Here is a 23,057-nt window from a genome sequence, read left to right as displayed (position 1 = left end):
CACCGACGACCGGCCGGGATCGCCGGCCGCTGACGACCTGAGGAGAGCCGCATGGCCGACGCCACCCCGTCCAGCGTGAACGCCCGCATCGGCGAAGTCACCGAGCGCATCGCCAGGCGCTCCCACGACACCCGCTCGCGCTATCTGGAGCGGATCGCGGCTGCCGCCGAGCGCGGGCCGGGCCGGATGAAGCTCGGCTGCGCCAACCAGGCGCACGGCTTCGCCGCCTGCGGCCCCTCCGACAAGGCCATGCTGCGCGAGGGTGCCGGCGCCAACCTCGCCATCGTCACCGCCTATAACGACATGCTCTCGGCGCACCAGCCCTATGAGCGCTATCCCGACCTCATCCGCGCCGCCGCGCGGGCGGCCGGCGGCGTGGCGCAGGTCGCCGGCGGCGTGCCGGCCATGTGCGACGGCATCACCCAGGGCGAGGCCGGCATGGAGCTCTCGCTGTTCTCGCGCGACGTGATCGCGCTGGCGACCGCGGTGGCGCTCTCGCACCAGACCTTCGACGCCGCCGTGTTCCTCGGCATCTGCGACAAGATCGTGCCCGGTCTCGTCATCGGCGCGCTCAGCTTTGGCCACCTGCCGGCGGTGTTCGTGCCCGCCGGTCCGATGACCTCCGGCCTGCCGAACGACGAGAAGGCCAAGATCCGCCAGCTCTTCGCGGAAGGAAAAGTCGGCCGCGACGCCCTGCTCGAAGCCGAGAGCCAGTCCTATCATGGGCCCGGCACCTGCACCTTCTACGGCACCGCCAACACCAACCAGATGATGATGGAGATCATGGGCCTGCATTTGCCCGGCGCCTCCTTCGTCAACCCCAACACGCCGCTGCGCGAGGCGCTGACCACCGCCGCCGCCGAGCGCGCCATGGCGATCACCGCGCTGGGCAATGATTACATCCCGGTCGGGCGCATGCTGGACGAGAAGGTGTTCGTCAACGGCGTGGTCGGCCTGCACGCCACCGGCGGCTCGACCAACCACACGCTGCACGTCGTCGCCATGGCGGCCGCGGCCGGCATCAAGCTGACCTGGGACGACTTCTCCGACCTCGCCGATGTCACCCCGCTGCTCTGCCGCGTCTATCCGAACGGCAAGGCCGACGTGAACCACTTCCACGCCGCCGGCGGCATGGGCTTTGTCATCCGCGAGCTCATCAATGACGGCCTGCTCCACCGCGACGTGGAGACCGTGTGGGGCGGCGGGCTCGATGCCTATATGCTGGAGCCGACGCTCGCCGAGGACGGCTCGCTCGGCTGGCGCGACGGCACCGCGACCAGCGGCGACGAGGCGGTGCTGCGCGGCGCCCGGGCGCCGTTCCAGGCCACGGGCGGCCTCAAGCTGCTCTCGGGCACGCTCGGCCGGGCGGTGATCAAGACCTCCGCCATCGCGCCGGAGCGCCACGTCATCGAGGCGCCGGCCCGCGTCTTCCACAGCCAGGAAGAGTTGCAGGCCGCCTTCAAGGCCGGCGAGCTGAAGGGCGACATGGTCGCCGTCGTCCGCTTCCAGGGCCCCAAGGCCAACGGCATGCCGGAACTGCACAAGCTGATGCCGCCGCTCGGCGTGCTGCAGGATCGCGGCCACAAGGTCGCGCTCGTCACCGATGGCCGCCTCTCGGGCGCCTCCGGCAAGGTGCCGGCGGCGATCCATGTCACACCGGAAGCCTGCGACGGCGGCGCCATCGCGCTGATCCGCAACGGCGACATGATCCGGCTCGACGCGGTGGCCGGCACGCTGACCGTGCTGGTCGATCCGGAGGCCTGGTCCGAGCGCGCGCCGGCCCCAGCCAATCTCGCGCCCTCCCATGTCGGCGTCGGGCGCGAACTCTTTGCCTCGTTCCGCGCCGCCGTCGGCACGGCGGACACCGGCGCGTCGATCTTCGCGGTGTGAGCCGCATCCCCGGCGAGGGCCAGGGAAAGCCGGCGCTCAGAACAGCGGGCCGATCTTGCCGAGCGGCAGCACGCCGAGCAGGACCCGTCCGTCGCGGAAGACGAAGGGGAAGGAACTCGCCTTCGTGCCGTCGACCGTGGCGGGCAGCCCGGCCATCATCATGGCGGGGGCGAGATTGGCCACGAAGTCGGGCAGAAGCCCCGCCGCCGCCAGCGATCCGAACAGCTGCTGCGCCCTCACCACGGCGATGTCGAGCCGGCCGTCGGGCCGGCGCTGGAGATCGAGGGCGATGTCGCCGGAGGCGCTAAGCGAACCACCGCCGCCGGTGACCCGGGCCACCAGAAGATTCACCCGCCCGCCGGCCTGCTGCCACAACGCGAGGCGCTGCTCCGGCGGCATGGAACGGAACGGCGGAACCCCCGTCACCGTCGCCTCGAGTTCGCCGTCGATGCTGGCCGCCGCCTGGGCCGCAGCCTGGCTGGCGGCCACGCCGGTGGTGCGCGCCTGCGGCGCCGGCGCGTTCAGCGACATGCCGGTCGCGCCCTTGAAGCCCATGGCGAGGTCGAGCGTCCCGGCCGCCTCGCCGGGGTGATGGCGCACATGCAGTTCGGCGTGGCGGGCGGAAAACACGGTGGTGCCGCCCTCGGCCAGCGAATAGTCGTTGGCGGCGATCGAGAACCGTTCGGCACGCCCCTCGCTGCCGACGCCGCTCACCTGCAACAGCGACCAGTTGGCCACAACCTCGCGCCCGGTCGAGGACTCCACCAGCGTCGCCGGTCCCTGGAATTCTGCGATGATGTGGTTGGGATTCCAGATCTGCGCCACCGCATGGGCGCCTGCCATGCGCGCCGTCCAGGTGCTCGGACCGGCGAAGCTCACCGTCGGGTCGGCGCAGATCAGCTCGAAGCGAAAGGGAAAGCCGCCGAATTCGCGGCTGGCGCAGTTCCAGTTGCGTCCCTCGGTGGCCTCGCGCGCGATCCAGGCGTCGATCTCCGCCGCCGCGCGGCCCGCACCCCAGTTCCACGCCAGCGACCAGCCGATGCCCAGTACGGCCAGCCCCGCGAATGGCAGTGCGATCAGCCACGGCCGGCGTTTTCCCGGCGCGGCGCCGGACGGCGGCAGGGTCGGCTCGAAGGCGACGTCGGGACGGCTCATGCGGCAACTCCAGGGATCGCGGGCGGCGCACGCTCGAATACCGATGCGGCAGGCTTAAGGCATGGCACCGTAACCGCCATGCCGCAGCTTGCAAGCCGGTCCGCCCCGGGCCCCCTCATCGTCGCCACGCCCCTTGCGCCATGCTTCCGCCTCACGCAAGGACTTCTGCTCCCTCGTCCAGGCTCGCCGATTCCGGATTCGCCGCCATGTCCGCCGCCCGCCACGTCCCGCCCGCCACCGGTTCCGTCCCGTCCACCGCCCCGCTCTGGGTGTTCGGCTATGGCTCGCTGATGTGGAATCCCGGCTTCGCCTATGAGGAGCGGGTGCCGGGCAAGCTGATCGGCGCCCACCGCTCCTTCTGCGTGAAATCGGTGCATTGGCGCGGCACACCGGAGCGGCCGGGGCTGGTGCTGGGGCTCGACCGGGGGGGCGCCTGCGTCGGCATCGCCTTCCGCGTCGCCCCGGCGCAGGCGGAAGACACCCTCGCCTATCTGCGCGAGCGCGAGCAGGTGACGAACATCTATCGCGAGGCGGTACGCCGCGTCTGGCTGAAGGATGGCAGCGAACGCACCGTGCCGGCCGTGGCGTTCCTGGTGGATCGCGGCCACGCCCAATATGCCGGCCGGCTCTCCGCCGAGGAACGGCTGCACCTCATCCGCCAGGGTCACGGCATCGGCGGACCCAATGCCGACTACGTCACCGCCACCGCCCGGCACCTGACAGAGCTCGGCATACGCGACGAGGAACTGCTCTGGCTGGTCGAGCGGCTCTGACGCCGGGCGCGGAGCCCGCGCCCGGCAAGCGGCCTCAGAGCGGCGCCAGGGCGCCGCTCTCGGTCTCGGGCAGGATGCGCAGATGGATTTCCTGCGCATCGGCGGCCAGCGCCGCGGTGCGCGCCTTGGCGCCCGCCGGCCCCGTCCAGACCGCCACGCGCCGCGTGCCTTCCATGCGCACGGCGATGGCGACCGCATCCGGATAATCCGGCGCCTCATCGGCCGCATAGACGGAGAACACCTGCCGCCGCCCATCAGGGCCGCGCCACAGGCGAAAGCGCCGGGCCAACAGCCCGCTGGCACTCAGCGGCCCACCGTCCTGCAGCGAATCGGCAACGATTCTGTCGCGTGTCATCATGAGAACAAATCTAGAACATCCACAGGTGACGTCAACTCTTCCCATCACAGGAATCCGCGGACATGCTGAATGTTCCGTTCACAGCGCCCTTCAGGGCGTCGCCGGCCGTCCTGCCTCGCCGAGTTGTGATGTCAGCGCCGGCCAGGCGCGCACCCCGGCATAGGCGGCGAGGAACTTCACATATTCGACGAAGAGCAGCCGCCCGTTGGCCAGCGTGCCCTCCCAGCCGGTTTCCGGCGCGCGCCTGGGCACCACCGGATAGGGCACCAGCTCGATGTCCGGCATGGTCCGGCGCAGCTCGACGAGCGCGCGCGGCATGTGCCAGGCCGACGTCACCACGAGGAGCGAGCGGAAATGGTGCTCGCGCGCCCATTGTGCCGCCTCGATGGCGTTGCCGCGCGTGTTGAGCGCCGAGCGGCCGAGCTCGACGCAGCACTCCAGCGCCTCCCGCGTCGCCGGCACGGTGCGCACGATCTCCGTCAGCGTCGTGTCCGGGTGAACGCCGGTGATCAGCAGGCGCTTGCCGCGCCCTTCCATCAGCAGGCCGGTCGCCTCGGCGATGCGCTCGGAGCCGCCGGTCAGCGCGACGATGCCGTCGGTACGGCGCGCGCTCTGCGCCTCCCGCCCCGCGATGCAGGCGACGAAGACGGCGAAGCCCGCCAGCAGCACGGCGGCCACGGCCAGCACCAGCAGCGCGGCGAGGCGCAGCCGGCGGCCGGGCCGGCGCGGCGTCTGGGAAGGGACCGGTGGGAGGATGTCGGTCACGGCCGGTCGCCTAGTTGATGCCGCGCAGCGTGCGGTAGACGGTGGTGCGCGAGGTGAGTGTCGTCACCAGAGCCACCAGCACCGCCACGCCCAGAATGCCGCCATAGCCGCGCGCGTCGATCGTCAGCGCACCGATCAGCGTGTCGACCTGCCGGTCGAGGACGAACCAGGAGGGCAGCGTCGAGCCGAGGAAGAACAGTGCCACCGCCGCACCACCGCCGATCGCCGCGCCCTTGAGCCCGACGGTCAGGAAATGACGCTGGAACTCGGACACGATGAACGTGTCGCGCGCGCCGACGAAGTGCAGCACCTCGACCACGGAGCGCGCCGCGTCGACCGCCGCGCGGGTGGCAACCGCCACGCACAGCACGGTCGCAATGCCCACAAGCGCCAGCACGGCGAGCCCGATCGCCATCGCTGTGTGCGCGGTGGCGGAAAGCCGCTCGGCCCAGAGTCGGTGATCGTCGAGGCTCGCCGAGGACACCTGCTCGGCCAGCGCCGCGCGCAGCGCCGTCAGCGTGTGCGCGTCGGCGTCGGAATCGAGGCTCACCACCACCAGGCGCGGCACCGGCAGATTGGCGACGTCGATGCCCGTGCCGAGCCAGGGCTCAAGCAGCGCCGCGGTCTCGGACATGTCGAGCACCCGGGCATTGCTCACGCCCGGCGTCGCCTTGGCGACCTCGACCGCCTTGGCGAGCGCAGCCTCGACGTCGAGCCCGTCGCCCGGCTTGATCTCGATGGTGGTTTCGCGGGCGATGTCGGAGGTCCATTCGGCCGCGACATTGCTCACCGCCGAGACGGCGCCGATGGTGATCCCGGCCAGGAAGGTCATGATGGCGATCACGGCGATCAACGCCCGCGCCGTCACTGTCGCGCTCGGCACGATGGAGCGCTGCGCAGCCGATTTTGCCGGGTTGGCGGCCGGGACGGCGGACGGTCGCGGCGGACGCTCCGCCGCCGCAAGGGCCGGCGCGGGCGCAGGCGCGGCCGTCCGTGCCTGACGGCGCAGACGGCCGACGATTCCCGCCAGCATTCCCGGCACTGCGCTCAGCTTCTCAGTCATAGACGGTCAGCCGCCCCTGATTGATGACCAGCCGACGAGCGTCGAACTGGTCCATCAGCCCGATATCATGGGTCGCGATCAGCACCGATGTGCCGCTCTTGTGCAGTTCGAGGAACAGGCGCAGCAGGCGGCGCGCAAGGCTCGGATCGACATTGCCGGTCGGCTCGTCCGCCAGCAGGATCTCCGGCCGGCTGATCAGCGCGCGGGCGATGGCGGCACGCTGCTTCTCGCCGCCGGAGAGCACGGGCGGCAGCACATGCATGCGCTCGCCCAGCCCGACCCAGTGCAGCAGCTCCGTCACCTCGGCGCGATAGCTCGCCTCCTCGCGCCCCTGAACGCGTAGCGGCAGCGCGACGTTCTCATAGGTACTCAAATGATCGAGCAAGCGGAAATCCTGAAACACGATGCCGATGCGCTGGCGCAGCGTCGCCGTTTCATCGGCATCGAGTTTGGCGGCATCGCGGCCGAAGATGGTAATCAGCCCGCGCGTCGGGCGCAGCGACAGGAACAGCAGCCGCAGCAGCGTCGTCTTGCCGGCGCCGGACGGCCCGGTGAGGAACTGGAACGAGTGTGGGGGAATGCCGAAAGTGACATCCCGCAGCACCTCCGGCCCCATGCCGTAGCGCAGACCGACATTCTCGAAGCGAACCAAGACTCAATCCTTCGGCGAACCCTACGCCGCACTGTGATTCTGATGGCGCAGCCACCCCTAACATAGCGTGTGCGCCGCGCGGCAAAAGAAGGCGACCGAAACGTCGGTGGACGGCATTCGCCGAAAGCCCGCTGGACGCGGGCCAGCCGACCGGTCCATCCTGACGGACAGATGACAGGGCGCGCAAGGCGCCGCGCGCGGGGAGACAGATGACCGAGACGACCGCCACGCAGGCCGCCCCCGAGGCGGGCAATGCCTACCAGAACGCCCGGATCGAGGTGCTGTACGACGCCGAGACCATCGCCAATCGCAATCGCGAGCTGGTCGACGAGATCGTCGCCGCCGAGCCCGAGAAGCTCGTGGTCATCGCCGTGCTCAAGGGCAGCTTCGTCTTCGCGGCCGACCTCATCCGCGCCATGCACACGGCCGGCCTCGCGCCGGAGGTCGAGTTCATCACCCTGTCCAGCTACCGCGACGCGCGCGTCTCCTCCGGACAGGTGACGGTGCTGCGCGACATCGAAACCGAGGTACGCGGGCGCGACGTGCTGCTGATCGACGACATCCTGGAATCCGGGCGCACCCTGGCCTTCGCCAAGGACCTGCTCGCGGCGCGTGGCGCACGCCGCGTCATGGTCTGCGTGCTGCTGGAGAAGCCGCACAAGCGGGCGGTGCAGATCGACGCCGATTTCGTCGGCTTCCAGTGCCCCGACTATTTCGTCGTCGGCTACGGCATGGACGTGTCGCACGCCTTCCGCCAGCTCCCCTTCATCGGCTACATCCCCGACGCGGAGAAATAGGGCGGGGCCGCGTCACCTGCTCGTCCGCATACGACCTCCATCCCGGCCGCCGCGAAGCGGAGAGCCGGAAGCGCTCCCCGGTCGGCCCCCTATCCCGAAGAATACGCTCCCGGATCGGCCTTCGGCCGTCCGGGATGACGATTGGGGATAGCGCGCGACGCTTAGAAGTCCCGTAGCAGCCGCTCCAGATAGTCGAGCTCGAGGCGTGGGCGCTCAGGCTCGCCGAAGCGCCGGCGCAGTTCCTCCAGCACGCGGCGGGCACGCTGCATGTCGATCTCGTCCGGCACCTTCACGGTCTGGTCGTCGCCATAGTCGCGCGAGCGCAGCGGCCGGCCCAGCGGGTCGGTGCGCTCGGCGGTCTCGCCCGAGGGACTGCCGGGTCCCTCGCCGCCTGGACCGCCCTGCTGCTGCATGGCCTCCGCCATCTGCTGCGCGCCCTTGCGCAGCGCCTGCAGCGCCTCGCTTTGCGCGTCGACGGCGCCGGTGCCGTCGCCCTCGCCGAGCGCCTGCTCCGCCTCGCGCATGGCCTGCTCGGCATCGGCGAGCCCGCCCGCGCCGGGCGTGCCCTGACCCTGACCCTGCCCCTGCCCTTGCCCTTGCTGGCCCTCGCCCTGCTGGCCCTCGCCGTTCTGGCCCGGCTGCTGACCCTCGCCCGGTTCGCCCTGCCCCTGCTCGCCCTGCCCCTGCTGGCGGCCGCGCATGGCCTGCTGCATCTTCTCGCGCAGCTGGCGGAGCTGGTCGCGCAGCTGCTCCTGGTTCTGCTTGAGGTCGTTGAACGCCTGGTCCTGCTGCCCGTCGCGCCCTTCCTTGAAGGTGCGGTCGCGCAACTGCTGCTGGCGCCGGATCATGTCGCCGAGCTGGTCCATCGCCTGCGACATCTGGCTCTGGCCCTGACGGCGCTGCTGCTGCCGTCCGGCCTGCAGGCCGTTGAGCATGTTCTGCAGCTCGCTCAGCATCTGCCGCGCGGCATCGCGCGCGCCGTTGCGCGCCATGTCCTCGATGCGGTCGAGCATCTTCTCCAGATCTTGCGGGCGCACCGTGCGGGTGTTCGGATCCATCGGCTGGTTGCGGTCCGCCCGGTTCTGGTTGCGCTGCGCCTCCTCGGCCAGCGCCTTCATGAAGTCCTGCATCGCCTGCCGCAGTTCCTGCGTGAGGCGCTGGATCTCCTCGTCATTGGCGCCGTTCTCGAGCGCGTTCTGCAACGCCTGCTGCGCGTCGCGCAGCCGCTTCTCGACATCGGACAGGTCGCCGTCCTCGATGCGGACGGCGATCTCCCAGAGATAGTCGACGACGCCACGCAGGTCCTCGTCGCTCCTGGCATTGACCAGCCGCCAATAGGCACTGCGCAGCCCCATATAATGCGCGGCGTTCGGGGTGAAGCGGTCCGGCGCGATGGTCAGCGCGTCGAGACCGGCCTCGACCCGTTCACGCTGGTTGGCGTCGAGCGCCAGCATGCGACGCTCGTCGATCAGCGCCCGGGCGAGCGGATTGGAGAAGCCGCGCTGCGGCAGCGTGAAACTGCGCGGGCGCGACTGGCCGACATTGCCGGCCTCGTCGCGCACGCTCAGCGACATGGTCACGCGCGTGCCCGCCCAGGGGCTTTCGGTGAAGTCCTTCGTGGTCTGGCCCGTCGCCGTCTTCGAGCGGCCGCCGACGAGCGGCAGCGGAAAGTTCGGCGCTTCCACCAGCGGGCGCGGCGCCGGGGCCGGAGGCGCATTCTTGAGGGCGTGCAGCGGCGGCGGCGCGGGCAGCGCGGCGAAGCGCGCCTCGGCACCGACGACGCCATAGTCGTCCTCGGCCTTGTAGCTCAGCGCCAGGGCGTTGTTGCCGGAGGCCTGCGGCTCCTTGGTCAGCTCGATGGTCGGCGGTCCGTCGGGCTGCGCACGGAAGTGCCAGGAGACGAAGCGTCCGTCCGGGCCCTCGACGCGGGCCGAGCCATCGGCGGCGATGACGAAATGACGCTCATCGCCAGTCGCGGCGGGAGCCGTCGAGGCGGAAGCCGTCGAGGCGGGAGATGCCGCTGGCCCGGCGGGCGTCGCCCTCGCCTGCGGCGCCGGGCCGGTTCCGGCCGGGCCCGCCACATCCGCTTCTGGTACGGCAGCGATGCCGCCCTGCGTGACGAGCTTCGCGTCGTCGAGGCCGATGATGCGCACCACCAATTCGCTGCCGGCGGGCACGGTCAGCGCCGTCGCCTCATAGTCACTCGCTTCGCCCGCGCCGCCGGCCTCGCCGGTGTGCTGCGCCGTCTCCAGCGAGCGCAGGCCGGGCAGCATCACGGGCGCACGTCCGGTGTAGCCCGGGGGCGTTACCCAGGCATCGATGCGGTAAGGCTTGGGCGGCACCAGCGCCTGCCAGTCGAAGGCTGCCGCGATGCGGCGCAGATGGTCGCCCGGCACCATGAAGAAGGTGGCGATCACACCCAGCAGCACCAGCGCGCGCAACGCCTGGCGGTCGATGGCGGCGAGGCGCGGCGACGGCAGCCCGGCGCGCAGGCTCCCCAGCTGCGCCGACATGCGCGCGACATGCGCGCGCCACAGCGCGGCGGCGACCGGATCGTCCGGCCGGCTGGCGATCTGGTCGGCGAGCGCGGTCGCCGGCCGGTGCGGAAGATGGCTTTCGCGATCGAGCCGCGACAGCGTCTCGGCGGAAGACGGCGGGCGAATGCGCAGCGCCGGAATGAGCGCGAACGCGAACAGCGCGGCGAAGAGGACGAGGCCGATGATCCGGCCATAGGGCGGCAGCGCCAGCCACAGCCCGAGCCAGGAGACGATGAGGAAAATGCCGATGGCCGCGCCGACAGCCGCGACCGCCGGCCAGACGCGCTCCCACATCAGCGTCGCCCAGGCCCGCTGGAGCGCGGCGCCCATGCGCTGCTCGGCACGGCGCAGCTCAGCCAGCCGGCCCCTGCTCCGCGCCCGCTCCGCCCGCGCACTGGCGGCCGTTTCAGGGCGCGCCTCGACGCCTTCCGTTCCTTCCGGTGTTGCCGTCACGCGTGAGCCTCCGACGCACTTTGGTCCGACACCAGCCCCAGCGTCACCTTAACATGGCGGTCCCTGCACGCCATCCCTGCCGCCGGAATGGGCGCGCTCAATCCATCATCACATCGTGAGACATGTCGCGGGACAATGTGGCGGGCGCTCGGCCCGCCGCGTCAGGCCAGCCAGCCCGGAATGCGGTCGAGGGCGATCAGCTCGTCCACCTCGACGCGCGGGCGCACCACGGCGAATTCGCCGCCCTTTGCCAGCACTTCCGGGATCAGCGGGCGGGTGTTGTAGGTCGAGGCCTGCACCGCGCCATAGGCGCCGGCCGTCATCACCGCGATGAGGTCGCCCGCCTTGAGCGCCGGCAGCCGCCGACCGAGCGCCAGGAAATCGCCGGATTCGCACACCGGACCGACCACATCCGCGACGATCTGCCCCTCGCCCGGCCGCGCCTCGCGCACGGGCAAAATTTCGTGATGTGCGTCGTAGAGCGTCGGGCGGATGAGATCGTTCATCGCCGCGTCGACGATGACGAAGTGCTTGCCCTCGCCCTCCTTCACATAGAGCACACGGGCGATCAGGACGCCGGCATTGGCAACGAGCATGCGCCCGACCTCGAAGACCAGGCCGAGGCCGAGATTATGCGTGTGCCGCTTCACCAGCGCGGCGTAGGCCGACGGCAGCGGCGGCTCCGGCTCGCCCGCGACATAGGGCACGCCGAGCCCGCCGCCGAGATCGAGATGGGTCAGGCCGTGGCCGTCCGCCATCAGGTCGCGGGCAAGCTCGACCAGCAGCGCCGTGGCATTGTCGAACGGGCCGAGATCGGTGATCTGGCTGCCAATATGCATGTCGACGCCGGTGATGCGGATGCCCGGCAGGGCGCTCGCATGGCGATAGACCTCGCGGGCCCGCGAGACCGGGATGCCGAACTTGTTGTCCGACTTGCCGGTCGAGATCTTGTGGTGGGTCTTGGCGTCGACATCCGGATTGACGCGGATCGAGATCGGCGCGGCGACGCCGTGGCTCACCGCGACTTCCGACAGCGTCAGCAGCTCCGGCTCGCTCTCGACATTGAAGCACATGATGCCCGCGTCGAGCGCCGCCGCCATCTCCTCGCGCGTCTTTCCGACGCCGGAGAACACGATCTTGCGCGGCTCGATGCCCGCGGCGAGCGCACGCTTGAGCTCGCCGCCGGAGACGATGTCGGCGCCGGCGCCAAGCTTGGCAAAGGTGCGGATCACCGCCTGGTTGGAATTGGCCTTCACCGCGTAGCACAGCGTCGTGCGCATGTCGGCGAACGCCTCGGTGAACACGCGGTGGTGCCGTTCCAGCGTCGCCGTCGAATAGGCGTAGAACGGCGTGCCGACCGCCCGGGCGATGTCGACGAGGCTCACATCCTCCGCATGGAGGATGCCGTCACGATAGGCGAAGTGATGCATGGCGCGGTTCGGGCGTTCAGAGCAGGCCGTCGAGGAAGAAGGGCTTGTCCGGCTTCACCGGACCGGTGTCCTTCGGCATCTTGCCGTCCGGGCCGGGCGTGCCGAGGGGCGTGCCCGGCGGGGGCTCGAGCGGGCCTTTCACGCCGCAGCCGCCCAGCGCCAGCGCGCCGCTGAGGACGAGCGAAACGGCGAGCATGCGGGTCAGGCGGGGCAGGGAGCGGCGGGACAAGGAAACTTCCTCGGCTTGGGTCACTTACACGCGATGGCGCGCACCTGCGCGCTCAACGCGAACGGTTTGGCGCAAACTATAACGACGCCCGCCGAAAGGCGAGCCCGCAAAACGGCTTCGCTCGCCTCGCCTTTCGCCATGCCCGCATTTTGGTCCGCGGGTCAGGCGTCGAAGGCCACGACCACCGGCACATGGTCGGAGGGCCGTTCCCAGCCCCGCGCCTCGCGCAGCACCGTCATGGCGCGCGCGGCCGGCGCGAGGGCGGGCGTCGCCCATACATGGTCGAGCCGGCGGCCGCGATTGGAGGCGGCCCAGTCGGCCGCGCGGTAGCTCCACCACGTAAAGAGCTTCTCCTGCGGCGGGATGAAGTTGCGCATCACGTCGACCCATTGGCCCGCCGCCTGCAGCTTCGCCAGCTTGTCCACCTCGACCGGCGTGTGGCTGACCACGTCGAGCAGTTGCTTGTGGCTCCACACGTCCGCCTCCAGCGGGGCGATGTTGAGATCGCCGACCAGCACCGAGCGGGCGGCCGGATCGGCCGGGTGCAGCGTCTCCCACGCCGTCGCCTCGTCGAGGAAGGCCAGCTTGTGGCGGAACTTCTCGTTCACCGCCGGATCGGGGATGTCGCCCCCGGCCGGGATATAGAAATTATGGATGCTCAGCGGCTGCGCCAGCCCCGCCTCGCGGCCGAGCACCACCGAGATGTGGCGCGCGTCGCCCATGTCGCAGAAACCCTGCCGGCTCACCGCCTCGAAGGGACGCTTCGAGAGGATGGCGACGCCGTGATAGCCCTTCTGGCCGTGGATCGCGGCATGCGGGTAGCCGAACTTGGCCGCTTCCTTCAGCGGGAAGCGGTCGTCCGGCGTCTTCGTCTCCTGCAGGCAGATGACGTCGGGCTGGTGCTCGGCGGCAAGCTTGGCGACGAGACCGATGCGCAGGCGCACCGAATTGATGTTCCAGGTGGCGATTGTCAGCGGCACGGGCGGCAAAACCTTGGAGACGTCTGCGGGATTCGGCCGCGACCCTAGAGCATGTTCCGCCGAAGTTGAACGGGGCGCCCGTCCGCGATCTTCATCCTGGCCGGAGCGCCGCGCGGAACCGGGATCGTCACACGGCCGTGGAGACGATCCGACAGTCGCTCCCGGACAACGAAAAGGGCCGTCTCAGTTCCGATTGATGACGAAGAGCATCGGGTCGGGCCGCTCGCGGGTATCGAGATTGGAAACCGCCACCGTGGTGTCGTAGCCCTGCGGGTCGGTCACCGTCCACTGCTTGAGCTGCATGGTCTTGGCGTCGAACATGATCATCAGCCGGAAGGTGCCGGCCATGGGCTGCTTCTCCTCCAGCACCACGGTGGCGAAGACGTCGTCCTGGTAGACGCCTGTGACGCTGCTGTTGCGGGCGAGGTCGAAATTCTCCGACAGCAGGAAGCGCAGCGGCGTCGCCGAGAGCGGGGAGATGTCCTGCGTCTTCAGCCGCTTGTCGCGTACCGCGACCGAGCGCCCGTCGGCCACCAGCTCGATCGGGCTCGGCGGGTCGTACTCGAACAGCACGCGGCCGGGCTTGAGGATGTAGAACTGCCCCTGGCGGCGCGTGCCATCCGGATCGACCTGCACGAAATTGCCGGTCATATTCTTGAAGCTGTTGAAATAATCGTTGATGCGCTGGACCGTGTCGGCCGCCGCGCTGCGGCTCGCCGTCGCCGCGATCTGGATGTTCGGGTCGGCGGCCGCGGAGGCGGCCGGCGCCGCCTGCGCGGTGCGCGTCAGCTTGGACATGGGCGGCTTCTTCGGCGGCACCGGCACGAAGGGTGGCGACACCTGCGCGAAGGCCGTACCGCAGGGCAGGGCCAGAAGGGCAGCGGCGGCAAGAATGCGGATCATATGGCGCATGGAGCACGTCTCGGTGGGCGCGGGGCACCAGGGCACCGGCCGCGCGCGAATCTCTGTTTCAGCGATGCGGGTAGCGCGTCGCTGTGGCGATCCTGTGGCCCCGACCTTGGGGCAGGTGCTGCGGAGAGAGGCGGATTCCGCATCGGCTCAGCTGCCCTCGGTCCCGCTTGCCTCAATGAGAATCTCGCGCTTGCCGGCATGGTTGGCCGGGCCGACCAGCCCCTCGCGCTCCATGCGCTCGACCAGCGAGGCGGCGCGGTTGTAGCCGATCTGCAGCCGGCGCTGGATGTAGGAGGTGGAGCACTTCTTGTCGCGCATCACCACCGCCACCGCCTGGCTGTAGAGATCGCCGCCCTCCTCGGGCGCGCCGAAGCCGCCCTTGTCGAACACCGCGCCGTCCTCGCCCTCCGCGTCGAAGTCGACCGTGACCTCGTCGAGATAGTCCGGCGCCCCCTGCGCCTTGAGGTGCTCGACGACGCGCTCGACCTCCTGGTCGGAGACGAAGGGGCCGTGCACGCGCGAGATGCGCCCGCCGCCGGCCATGTAGAGCATGTCGCCCTGGCCGAGCAGCTGCTCGGCACCCATCTCGCCAAGAATGGTGCGGCTGTCGATCTTCGAGGTCACCTGGAAGGAGATGCGGGTCGGGAAGTTGGCCTTGATGGTGCCGGTGATGACGTCCACGCTCGGGCGCTGGGTGGCCATGATCAGGTGGATGCCGGCGGCGCGGGCCATCTGCGCGAGGCGCTGGATGGCGCCCTCGATCTCCTTGCCGGCGACCATCATCAGGTCGGCCATCTCGTCGACCACGATGACGATGTAGGGAATGGGCGAGAGGTCCATCTCCTCGCGCTCATAGATGGCCTCGCCGGTCTCCTTGTCGAAGCCGGTCTGCACGGTGCGCACGATCGCCTCGCCCTTGGCCTGCGCTTCGGCGATGCGGGCGTTGAAGCCGTCAATGTTGCGCACGCCGACCTTCGACATCTTGCGGTAGCGCTCCTCCATCTCGCGCACCGCCCATTTCAGCGCCACCACCGCCTTCTTCGGGTCGGTGACGACGGGAGTGAGGAGGTGCGGGATGCCGTCATAGACGGAGAGCTCCAGCATCTTCGGGTCGATCATGATCAGCCGGCACTGCTCCGGGCGGTGCCGGTAGAGCAGAGACAGGATCATGGTGTTGATGGCGACCGACTTGCCCGAGCCGGTGGTGCCGGCGACCAGCAGATGCGGCATACGCGCCAGGTCGACGATCACCGGCTCGCCGCCGATGGTCTTGCCCAGCGCGATGGCGAGCTTGTGCGCCGCCTCGGCGAAGTCCCGCGCGGCGATGATCTCGCGCAGCAGGACCTTGTCGCGCTTGGGATTGGGCAGCTCGATGCCGATGGCGTTCTTGCCCGGGATCACCGCGACGCGGGCGGAGATTGCGCTCATCGAGCGGGCGATGTCGTCGGCAAGGCCGATGACCCGGCTCGACTTGATGCCGGGCGCCGGCTCCAGCTCGTACAGCGTGACCACCGGACCGGGCCGGGCATTGACGATGGCGCCGCGCACGCCGAAATCGTCGAGCACACCCTCGAGGTCGCGCGCATTCTGGTCGAGCACCTCGCGCGGCAGGGCGGGACCGCTGCGCGGCGGCGGCGGCGCCAGCAGGTCGAGGCCGGGCATCATGTAGCGCCGGCGCTGCTCCTCCAGCGCGGCGCGCCCGCCCCGGATCGAACGCAGCGGCGGACGCCGGCCGGAACGCGCGGGCAGCGGCGCCGGCGCGGGCTCGTCCTCCGGCTCGGGCATCTCGTCCTGCGCGCTCTCGAAACCGGCGACATCCTCCTCGTCGTCGTCGTCGAATGCCTCGCGACGGCCGAAATTCGGCTCGTGGCGGGCGCGGCGTGGGGCCGGAAGATCATCCTCCTCCTCGTCGAGCCCAAAGGCGCCGCGCATGCGGGCCATGAGGCCGCGTCGCGGGCGCGCATGACGGGCCTGCCGTGGCGTGTCGGAGGAGAGCCGCGCCTTCAGCGAGAGGACCGCATGCGTCGCCATGCCGAGCAGGAAGGCGAACCGCCCCGGCTCGTCATCCTCGAAGCCGGCCTCGTCGTCCTCCGCCTCGGCGTCCTCGCCGCCCTTCAGGCCCGCACCGACCGCGATCGGCAGCGCGACCACGGCGCCGAGCAGGCAGATGGCGCCGACGATGGCGTAGTCGACGCTGCCGAGCCAGCTGGAGCGAAAGGCGCCCGGCACAGCCAGCACGCCCTCGCCGAGCACGCCGCCGAGCCCGCTCGGCAGCGGCCAGCCGCCGAAGCGCGGCAGGCAGGCGGCGAAGCCCGCCGCGAACACCACACCGACGACGAAGGCGATCAGCCGGGCGCGCGGACGCCGGGGGCGGCGATGGGTCAGGACCAGCCAGCCCCAGACGCCGAGCGGCAGCACCGCCGCCAGCGCGGCGACGCCGAAGAGCTGCATCATGAGATCGGCGAAGGCTGCACCGGGCAGGCCGAGCAGATTGGACGGCGCGGCGGCGCTGGAACGGCTCAGGCTCGGATCGTCGGCCGACCAGCTCGCCAGCGCGAGCAGCATCAGTCCGCACAGGAAGAGCAGCAGCAGGCCCACCAGTTCCGCCCCGCGGCGACCGAGCGCGCCCTTGATCTCCTCGGGCAGGAAACCACCCGGAGTTCCCTTGCGGCGCCGGGACTGGGTCCGCGTGGCGGCGCCGCCCTTGCCGGCGCCCCCCTTGCCGGCCACATCGAGCCGCGAGCGCGCCCTGGCCGCGCGGCCGGGGGCTGGCTCCAGCCGAGGCGCCCGCATCGTCGTCTGCGTCTGCCGGCCCATGTCCTGCCCCGCTCCCTCGCCCGTGTCCCCGCCGCCGCCCGTTCAGGACAGGCCGGCCAGGAGGCGGGGCAATGCCGCCTCCGTGGTCGCCAGATCCTGAACCAGGGCGATGCGCAGGTAATCAATGCCCGGATTGCGGCCGTCCGCCCCGGTCCGGCACAGATAGCCGCCCGGCACGGTGCGCAGCCCCTCGCGCTGCCACAGCCGTCGCGCCGCCGCCTCGCCGCCGCCCACCGCCGAGACGTCGAGCCAGAGGAAGAAGCCGCCATCCGGCCGCTCATAGCCGAAATGCCCGGCGAGCACCCTGTCGGCAATGTCGAACTTGGCCTTGTAGAGGTCGCGGCTCGCGCTCACATGCGCCTCGTCCGCCAGCGCGGCGATGCCGACCCATTGCAGCGGCTCCGGCACCTGCGGCGCGGCGACGTTGCGGAACTCGCCGAAAGCCTCGATGAACCGGGCGTCGCCGGCGCAGAAGCCACAGCGCAGCCCCGGCAGGCTGGAGCGCTTGGACAGCGAATTGAAGGCGACGAGGCCGGCGAAGTCCGTACCGCCGACCTCGAGGATGCCGGTCGGCGGTGCGTCGCCGAGCCATATCTCCGAATAGCATTCGTCGGCGAACACCATCACCTCATGCGCGCGGCACAGCGCGACCAGCCGCTCAAGATAGGCGCGCGGGGCGATGGTGCCCTGCGGGTTGGCGGGCGAAGCGAAATAGAGCGCGACCGAACGGTCGAGCAGTTCGGGCGGCAGCGCGTCGAGATCCGGCAGCCAGCCGCCACCGGGCGGCAGCGGCAGGGCGACGCTCTCGCAGCCGGCCGCCTCGGCGCCGGCGCCATAGGCGGCATAGAACGGATTCGGCAGCAGCACCGCCGGCCCGCCGGCTCCGATGCGGGCGCGCTTTGCCGGCGACAGCAGCCGGCGCGCCATCAGCGCGGCGAAGAACAGCCCCTCGCGCGAGCCGTTGAGCACCAATACCTCGCGCTCCGGATCGGGCGCATGCGAAAGCGCGTAGCGGCGGGCGAACCAGTCGCTGGCGGCGCGGCGGAACTCGGGCAGGCCCTTGCCGGCGGGATAGCGGCCGAAGCCGTCGAGATGGGCGGCGAGCACCTCCCCGACGAAGCCGGGCATGGCGTGGCGCGGCTCGCCCACGGCAAGGCTGAGCGCCGGCTTGGCGGGCGTGATGTCGGCGAGCAGTTCGGTCAGGCGCACGAAGGGCGAACGCGCCGCCGGCCCGGGATCGGGAGCCGGCGTCGCCAGGTCTGTCGCTGCGCCTTGGGAACGGGATTCGGGCACGGGGGAACGTCTCGCCACGGCCGCGGGAATGCGGCGTCTCGCACCAGAATAGGGCCGACGCGGTAAAGGCGTTCTTAACCATGCGATCGAAGGACGCCGCGCCGGGAAACGCCGCGCCACTGAAAAAGAAAAGACCCCGGCGTCGACCGGGGTCTCGAGGCAGCGGGAGGCTGCAGGAACGGAGACTGCGCATCGCGGCGCAACTCGGCACAGGTCCTGAGAAGCGTCCCGGCGCGCAGGTCGCGCGCCGGGCATCGGAGCCGTCAGGCCGCGATCAGCTGTGGTAGGCGCGCTCGCCGTGCTCGACGATGTCGAGACCCTCGCGCTCCTTCTCAACCGACGGACGCAGGCCGACGATGATGTTGACGATGTAGTAGAGGATCGCCGAGACGACGCCGCACCACACGATCGTGGCCGCCACTGCCTGGAACTGCACCCACAGCTGATGGCCCATCTCGTAGTCGGCGATGCCGGGGCCGCCGAGCGCCGGCGCGACGACGATGCCGGTGCCGAGGGCGCCGACGATGCCGCCCACGCCATGAACGCCGAACACGTCGAGGCTGTCGTCATAGCCGAGCGCGTTCTTGACGGTGGTGCAGAAGAAGAAGCAGATGATGGCGGCGACGAAGCCGAGCACGATCGCACCGAGCGGACCGGACAGGCCGGCCGCCGGGGTGATCGCGACGAGGCCGGCGACCATGCCGGAGATCGCGCCGAGCATGGAGGGCTTGCCCTTGGCCAGCCACTCGATGAGCGTCCAGCCCACGATCGCGCCGGCGGTGGCGACGAAGGTGTTCATCACCGCCAGGGTGGTGCCGGCATTGGCTTCGAGGTTGGAGCCGGCGTTGAAGCCGAACCAGCCGACCCACAGGACGCTGGCGCCGACCATCGCGAAGGGCAGCGAGTGGGGAGGCATCAGTTCCTTGCCGTAGCCGGTGCGCTTGCCGATGATGATGCAGCCGACGAGACCGGCGATACCGGCATTGATGTGCACCACGGTGCCACCGGCGAAGTCCAGCGCGCCCATGGCGAAGAGGTAGCCCTCCGAGAACCACACCATGTGGGCGATCGGGTAGTACACGAACGTCACCCACAGCACGCAGAACAGCACGATCGCCGAGAACTTCATGCGCTCGGCGAAGGCGCCGATGATGAGCGCGGGGGTGATGGCCGAGAAGGTCATCTGGAAGACGATGAAGATGTACTCCGGAATCTTCACGTTGGCCGAGAAGGTGTCGGCCAGGCTGTCCGTCGTCACGCCGGCGAGGAAGGCCTTCTCGAAGCCGCCGATGAAGGCATTGCCGGAGGTGAAGGCGAGCGAGTAGCCGTAGAACACCCAGATCAGCATCATCACCGCGGCGATGACCGTGACCTGCATCAGCACGGACAGCATGTTCTTGGCGCGCACCAGGCCGCCATAGAACAGAGCGAGGCCCGGAACGGTCATGAACAGCACGAGGATGGAGGAGACCATCATCCAGGTGACGTCACCCTTGTCCACGGTGGCGACCGCGGCGGCGGCCTCGGCGGTGGCTTCCGCGCCGGTGGCCGGGTTGTCCTGGGCGAAAGCGGCGGCCGCGAACAGCGCCGTCGTCGCCAGCGCAGGCAGACCCGCGCGTATCCAATTCTTCGTCGTCATGGGTTCAATGCTCCGTCGCAATCGGAAAATGTCGGGATCAGTGACGCGGGCTCAGAGCGCGTCGGCGTCGGTCTCGCCGGTGCGGATGCGCACGGCCTGGTCGATCGCGTAGACGAAGATCTTGCCGTCGCCGATCTGGCCGGTCTTGGCCGAGGTGGTAATCGCGTCGATGACCTTGGAAACCTGATCGGAAGGCACGGCGACCTCGATCTTGAGCTTCGGCAGGAAGCTCACCGCGTATTCCGCGCCGCGATAGATCTCGGTGTGGCCCTTCTGACGGCCATATCCCTTGACCTCCGTGACGGTCAGTCCGTGCACACCAATGCCAGTGAGCGCATCCCGGACTTCCTCAAGCTTGAAAGGCTTGATGATAGCCATGACGATCTTCATGGTTCCTGTCCCCGCTTGGCCCCGAACCGCTGGCGGGGTTCTGGGCGTTTCATGTCGGACTCGGCCAGGCGGATTATTCCGACCATTCGGTCAAGCCGAAGAGACAGGAAACAATTCCCGTGCCAACCGTGCCGACTCAACACTTCCTGCGGCGCAGTCGCGACACATCCTGCCCCTGCGCGGCCCAGGCTGGCGTTACGCAGGGTGGATGAGACACGGCCCGCTTGCTCAATTCTTGGTCGGCGAAATGATCCATCCGGAGTCACCGCCCCACAATTGCCACGTGAAGATTAATTTTTAGGCAGGTGCCTTCAAGGAAGGCGTTATCGGCCGGATAAGCCCTTCCTGCGCCACCGAGGCGACCAGCCGCCCGGCCCGGTCGTAGACCAGCCCGCGCGCCAGGCCGCGGGCGCCCGCGGCGCTGGGGCTGTCCTGGGCATAGAGCAGCCAGTCGTCGGCGCGGAACGGCCGGTGCAGCCACAGCGCATGGTCGAGGCTGGCTGCCTGCAGCGTCTCGCCGAGCACGCTCGTACCGTGCACCAGCGTCGTCGCCTCCAGAAGCGTCATGTCGCTGGCATAGGCGAGCACGGCGCGGTGCAGGCCGTCCTCGTCCGGCAGACGGCCATTGGCACGGAACCAGACGGCGCGGCGCGGCGCGGCATGGCGCTCGCCGAGGCCGATCGGCTTCAGTTCGATCGGGCGCGGCCGCAGCCAGTAGTTCCGCACCGGTGCCGGCAGCCGGGCGAGCACCTCCTCCGGCAGTTCGCCGATGCCCGGCACTTCCTCGGGCGCCGGCACGACGATGTCGAGGTCGAGCTGGTGCTCCAGGCCCGGCTCCTCGCGATGAAACGACACCGACATGATGAAGATCGGCCGCCCGTGCTGGATCGCCACCGTGCGGCGCGTCGCGAAGCTGCGGCCGTCACGCACCCGCTCGACGTCGTAGATGATCGGAATGCTCGGGTCGCCGCCGAGCAGGAAGTAGGCGTGCATGGAATGGGCGCCCGCCCCTTCCACCGTGCGCTGCGCCGCCACCAGCGCCTGCGCCAGCACCTGCCCGCCGAAGACGCGGCTGCGGAACGGCCATGATTCGGGCGGGTTGAGCCCGCGGAAGAGGTTGTCCTCCAGCCGCTCCAGATCGAGCAGATCGACGAGTTCGGCGGCGCTGTTCGACATCGGCTTCCGGCTCCTTCGCGCGCGGGGCGGCACCCCGCGGGCACAGCGCGGCCTTGACCACGCTCATTGTTCCACACTGGTAGCTAAGGCATATGATGCCCGGCGCACAATGCGCGGATGGAATGGGAACGAGGGCGAAAGCCATGGAACAGGCCGGGCGATATGATGCGGTGATGGCGGGCGGCGGCCTTGCCGGCCTCTCCCTCGCGCTGGCGCTGCGCCAGGGGCTGGGCGCGAGCGCGCGCCTCGCGGTGGCGGATCCTGCCTTCGTGGCGGCCGAGCCGCACAGCACCGACATGCGCGCCTCCGCCATCGCCGCCGGTGCCCGGCACCTGTTCGAGGCGCTGGGCGTGTGGCAGCACGTCGCGGCGCAGGCCGAGCCGATCCTCGCCATGGAGATCACCGATTCGAAGCTGGGCGACGCCGCCCGCCCGGTGTTCCTCTCCTTCGCCGGCGAGGTGGAGCCGGGCGAACCCTTCGCCCACATGGTGCCAAACGCCGTGCTGCAGGACGCGATGACGGCGCTGGCCCGCACGCGCGGCATCGAGCTGCTGCCGACCACTGTCGCCGGTTTCACCGCCGGGCCGACGCGCACCGCCTTGCGGCTCGCCGACGGCGGGGAGGCCTCGGCGGCGCTGCTCGCCGCCTGCGACGGCGCCCGCTCGAAGCTGCGCGCGCTGGCCGGCATCGGCGTCGTCGGCTGGCCCTACGGCCAGTCGGCCATCGTGCTCACCGTCGGCCATGAGCGCCCGCACGAGAGCAAGGCAGTCGAGCATTTCCTGCCCGCCGGGCCCTTCGCCATGCTGCCGCTGACCGGCAATCGCTGCTCCATCGTCTGGACCGAATCGACCGAGACGGCCGGACGCCTGCTCGCTTTGCCGCGCGTCCTGCTGCAGGACGAGCTGGAGCGCCGCTTCGGGCTGGAGCTCGGGGAGATCGAGATCCTCGACGAGCCGAAGGCGTTCCCGCTCGGCTTCCAGATGGCGCGCGCCTTCGTCGGCGACCGCCTCGCGCTGGTCGGCGACGCGGCGCACACCATTCATCCCATCGCCGGCCAGGGCATCAATATGGGCCTGCGCGACGTCGCCGCGCTGGCCGAGGCCGTCACCGACGCCGCGCGGCTCGGCCTCGACATCGGCGGACCGGACGTGCTGGAGCGCTACCAGCGCTGGCGCCGCTTCGATACCCTCGCCATGGGAGCGGCGACCGACGGGCTCAACCGCCTGTTCGGGGTGCGCTCGGACGCGGTGCGGCTGGTGCGCGACGTCGGCCTCGGCCTCGTCGAGCGCCTCCCGGCGCTGAAGTCCTTCTTCATCCGCGACGCCGCCGGCATCGGCGGGCAGGCCCCGAGGCTGCTGCGCGGCGAGGTGCTTTAGCTGGAGGCGCTCAAGCTGAGCAGCCTCAAGCCTGAAGCAGCCTCACTTGGCAGCCTCACTTGGCCGCTTCTTCCTCGGTCAGCGGGCGCGCCTCGTCGGCCAGCATGATCGGGATGCCGTCGCGGATCGGATAGGCGAGGCGCGCGGCGCGGGAGACCAGCTCATGGGCCTCGCGGTCATATTCCAGCGGCCCCTTGGTCACGGGACAGACCAGCAGCTCGAGGAGCTTGGGGTCGATCTCGTAGCCGGCGCGGGCGACGGGCTTCTCGGGTCTCACGGCCATGGGGCGGCTCTCTCAATCTCGGCGACCGGATTCGGCGAATTCCGGGTATATAGCGCAGCAAGCTGACATTCTCACGTCGCCACATGGCG

Annotated in this window: 20 protein-coding genes; 4 read left to right on the top strand and 16 right to left on the bottom strand. The window is 70.1% G+C overall.

Features of this window, described 5'->3' with window-relative positions; all coding sequences use genetic code 11:
- Window positions 1-51: 51 nt before the first annotated feature.
- Complete coding sequence (gene edd / locus AC1PZ7_RS05110; RefSeq protein WP_482358426.1) at window positions 52-1,890, top strand: phosphogluconate dehydratase; 1,839 nt, start codon at window positions 52-54, stop codon at window positions 1,888-1,890.
- 36 nt (window positions 1,891-1,926) lie between these two features.
- Here the strand turns inward: edd and AC1PZ7_RS05105 are convergent, their stop codons facing one another.
- Window positions 1,927-3,045, bottom strand: coding sequence for a DUF2125 domain-containing protein (locus tag AC1PZ7_RS05105; RefSeq protein WP_482358425.1), 1,119 nt, complete (start codon window positions 3,043-3,045; stop codon window positions 1,927-1,929).
- Between the two features lie 206 nt (window positions 3,046-3,251).
- Here AC1PZ7_RS05105 and AC1PZ7_RS05100 point away from each other — a divergent pair, with 206 nt between their 5' ends.
- Window positions 3,252-3,818, top strand: coding sequence for a gamma-glutamylcyclotransferase (locus tag AC1PZ7_RS05100; protein WP_482358424.1), 567 nt, complete (start codon window positions 3,252-3,254; stop codon window positions 3,816-3,818).
- Between the two features lie 34 nt (window positions 3,819-3,852).
- On the opposite strand, the gene AC1PZ7_RS05095 is transcribed toward AC1PZ7_RS05100, so the two are convergent.
- Genes AC1PZ7_RS05095 through ftsE form a run of 4 tightly spaced genes read right to left on the bottom strand, consistent with a single transcriptional unit; the run spans window position 3,853 to window position 6,656 of the window.
- The gene (locus AC1PZ7_RS05095) at window positions 3,853-4,221 is read right to left on the bottom strand and encodes a hypothetical protein (RefSeq protein WP_482358423.1); all 369 of its coding nucleotides are present in this window, start codon (window positions 4,219-4,221) and stop codon (window positions 3,853-3,855) included.
- A gap of 45 nt (window positions 4,222-4,266) precedes the next feature.
- Window positions 4,267-4,941 (bottom strand): YdcF family protein, encoded by a 675-nt coding sequence (locus AC1PZ7_RS05090; protein ID WP_482358422.1) that lies wholly within the window; start codon window positions 4,939-4,941, stop codon window positions 4,267-4,269.
- Window positions 4,942-4,951: 10 nt separating this feature from the next.
- Window positions 4,952-6,004 (bottom strand): cell division protein FtsX, encoded by a 1,053-nt coding sequence (locus AC1PZ7_RS05085; protein ID WP_482358421.1) that lies wholly within the window; start codon window positions 6,002-6,004, stop codon window positions 4,952-4,954.
- The gene (gene ftsE / locus AC1PZ7_RS05080) at window positions 5,997-6,656 is read right to left on the bottom strand and encodes a cell division ATP-binding protein FtsE (RefSeq protein ID WP_482358420.1); all 660 of its coding nucleotides are present in this window, start codon (window positions 6,654-6,656) and stop codon (window positions 5,997-5,999) included. Before ftsE ends, AC1PZ7_RS05085 begins: the two co-directional genes overlap by 8 nt.
- A gap of 209 nt (window positions 6,657-6,865) precedes the next feature.
- On the opposite strand from ftsE, the gene hpt reads away from it, so the two are divergent.
- Window positions 6,866-7,453: a hypoxanthine phosphoribosyltransferase gene (gene hpt, locus AC1PZ7_RS05075; protein ID WP_482358419.1), complete on the top strand. Its 588-nt coding sequence runs from the start codon at window positions 6,866-6,868 to the stop codon at window positions 7,451-7,453.
- Between the two features lie 161 nt (window positions 7,454-7,614).
- Here the strand turns inward: hpt and AC1PZ7_RS05070 are convergent, their stop codons facing one another.
- The 10 genes from AC1PZ7_RS05070 to AC1PZ7_RS05025 all read right to left on the bottom strand — a co-directional run bounded on the left by AC1PZ7_RS05070 (window position 7,615) and on the right by AC1PZ7_RS05025 (window position 21,309).
- On the bottom strand, window positions 7,615-10,443 hold the full coding sequence (locus AC1PZ7_RS05070; protein ID WP_482358418.1) for a TIGR02302 family protein: 2,829 nt from the start codon (window positions 10,441-10,443) through the stop codon (window positions 7,615-7,617).
- 161 nt (window positions 10,444-10,604) lie between these two features.
- Complete coding sequence (lysA, locus tag AC1PZ7_RS05065) at window positions 10,605-11,873, bottom strand: diaminopimelate decarboxylase (RefSeq protein WP_482358417.1); 1,269 nt, start codon at window positions 11,871-11,873, stop codon at window positions 10,605-10,607.
- Window positions 11,874-11,889: 16 nt separating this feature from the next.
- Window positions 11,890-12,102 carry an LPS translocon maturation chaperone LptM gene (gene lptM, locus AC1PZ7_RS05060; protein ID WP_482358416.1) on the bottom strand — a complete coding sequence of 71 codons (213 nt, stop codon included), beginning with the start codon at window positions 12,100-12,102 and terminating at the stop codon, window positions 11,890-11,892.
- 161 nt (window positions 12,103-12,263) lie between these two features.
- A complete protein-coding gene (locus tag AC1PZ7_RS05055; protein ID WP_482358415.1) occupies window positions 12,264-13,082 on the bottom strand; it encodes an exodeoxyribonuclease III in 819 nt (272 codons plus the stop codon).
- A gap of 183 nt (window positions 13,083-13,265) precedes the next feature.
- Complete coding sequence (locus AC1PZ7_RS05050) at window positions 13,266-13,994, bottom strand: LolA family protein (protein ID WP_482358414.1); 729 nt, start codon at window positions 13,992-13,994, stop codon at window positions 13,266-13,268.
- A 147-nt stretch (window positions 13,995-14,141) separates the two neighbouring features.
- Window positions 14,142-16,811 carry an FtsK/SpoIIIE family DNA translocase gene (locus AC1PZ7_RS05045; RefSeq protein ID WP_482358413.1) on the bottom strand — a complete coding sequence of 890 codons (2,670 nt, stop codon included), beginning with the start codon at window positions 16,809-16,811 and terminating at the stop codon, window positions 14,142-14,144.
- A 42-nt stretch (window positions 16,812-16,853) separates the two neighbouring features.
- On the bottom strand, window positions 16,854-18,104 hold the full coding sequence (locus tag AC1PZ7_RS05040) for an aminotransferase class I/II-fold pyridoxal phosphate-dependent enzyme (RefSeq protein WP_482358412.1): 1,251 nt from the start codon (window positions 18,102-18,104) through the stop codon (window positions 16,854-16,856).
- A gap of 274 nt (window positions 18,105-18,378) precedes the next feature.
- Window positions 18,379-19,743, bottom strand: coding sequence for an ammonium transporter (locus AC1PZ7_RS05035; RefSeq protein WP_482358411.1), 1,365 nt, complete (start codon window positions 19,741-19,743; stop codon window positions 18,379-18,381).
- A gap of 51 nt (window positions 19,744-19,794) precedes the next feature.
- On the bottom strand, window positions 19,795-20,133 hold the full coding sequence (locus tag AC1PZ7_RS05030; RefSeq protein WP_013168191.1) for a P-II family nitrogen regulator: 339 nt from the start codon (window positions 20,131-20,133) through the stop codon (window positions 19,795-19,797).
- A 297-nt stretch (window positions 20,134-20,430) separates the two neighbouring features.
- Complete coding sequence (locus AC1PZ7_RS05025; RefSeq protein ID WP_482358410.1) at window positions 20,431-21,309, bottom strand: acyl-CoA thioesterase; 879 nt, start codon at window positions 21,307-21,309, stop codon at window positions 20,431-20,433.
- Between the two features lie 143 nt (window positions 21,310-21,452).
- Here AC1PZ7_RS05025 and AC1PZ7_RS05020 point away from each other — a divergent pair, with 143 nt between their 5' ends.
- Entirely contained in the window at window positions 21,453-22,685 is a 1,233-nt protein-coding gene (locus AC1PZ7_RS05020) for a ubiquinone biosynthesis hydroxylase (protein WP_482358409.1), read from the top strand.
- A gap of 55 nt (window positions 22,686-22,740) precedes the next feature.
- Here AC1PZ7_RS05020 and AC1PZ7_RS05015 read toward each other — a convergent pair whose 3' ends face one another.
- Window positions 22,741-22,968 (bottom strand): Trm112 family protein, encoded by a 228-nt coding sequence (locus tag AC1PZ7_RS05015; protein WP_482358408.1) that lies wholly within the window; start codon window positions 22,966-22,968, stop codon window positions 22,741-22,743.
- Window positions 22,969-23,057 lie beyond the last annotated feature (89 nt).

The sequence above is a fragment of the Ancylobacter sp. TW_SC_1 genome (assembly GCF_056836805.1).
Note: the sequence above shows the minus strand (reverse complement) of the source record. Positions and strands in the feature narration are given on the sequence as shown.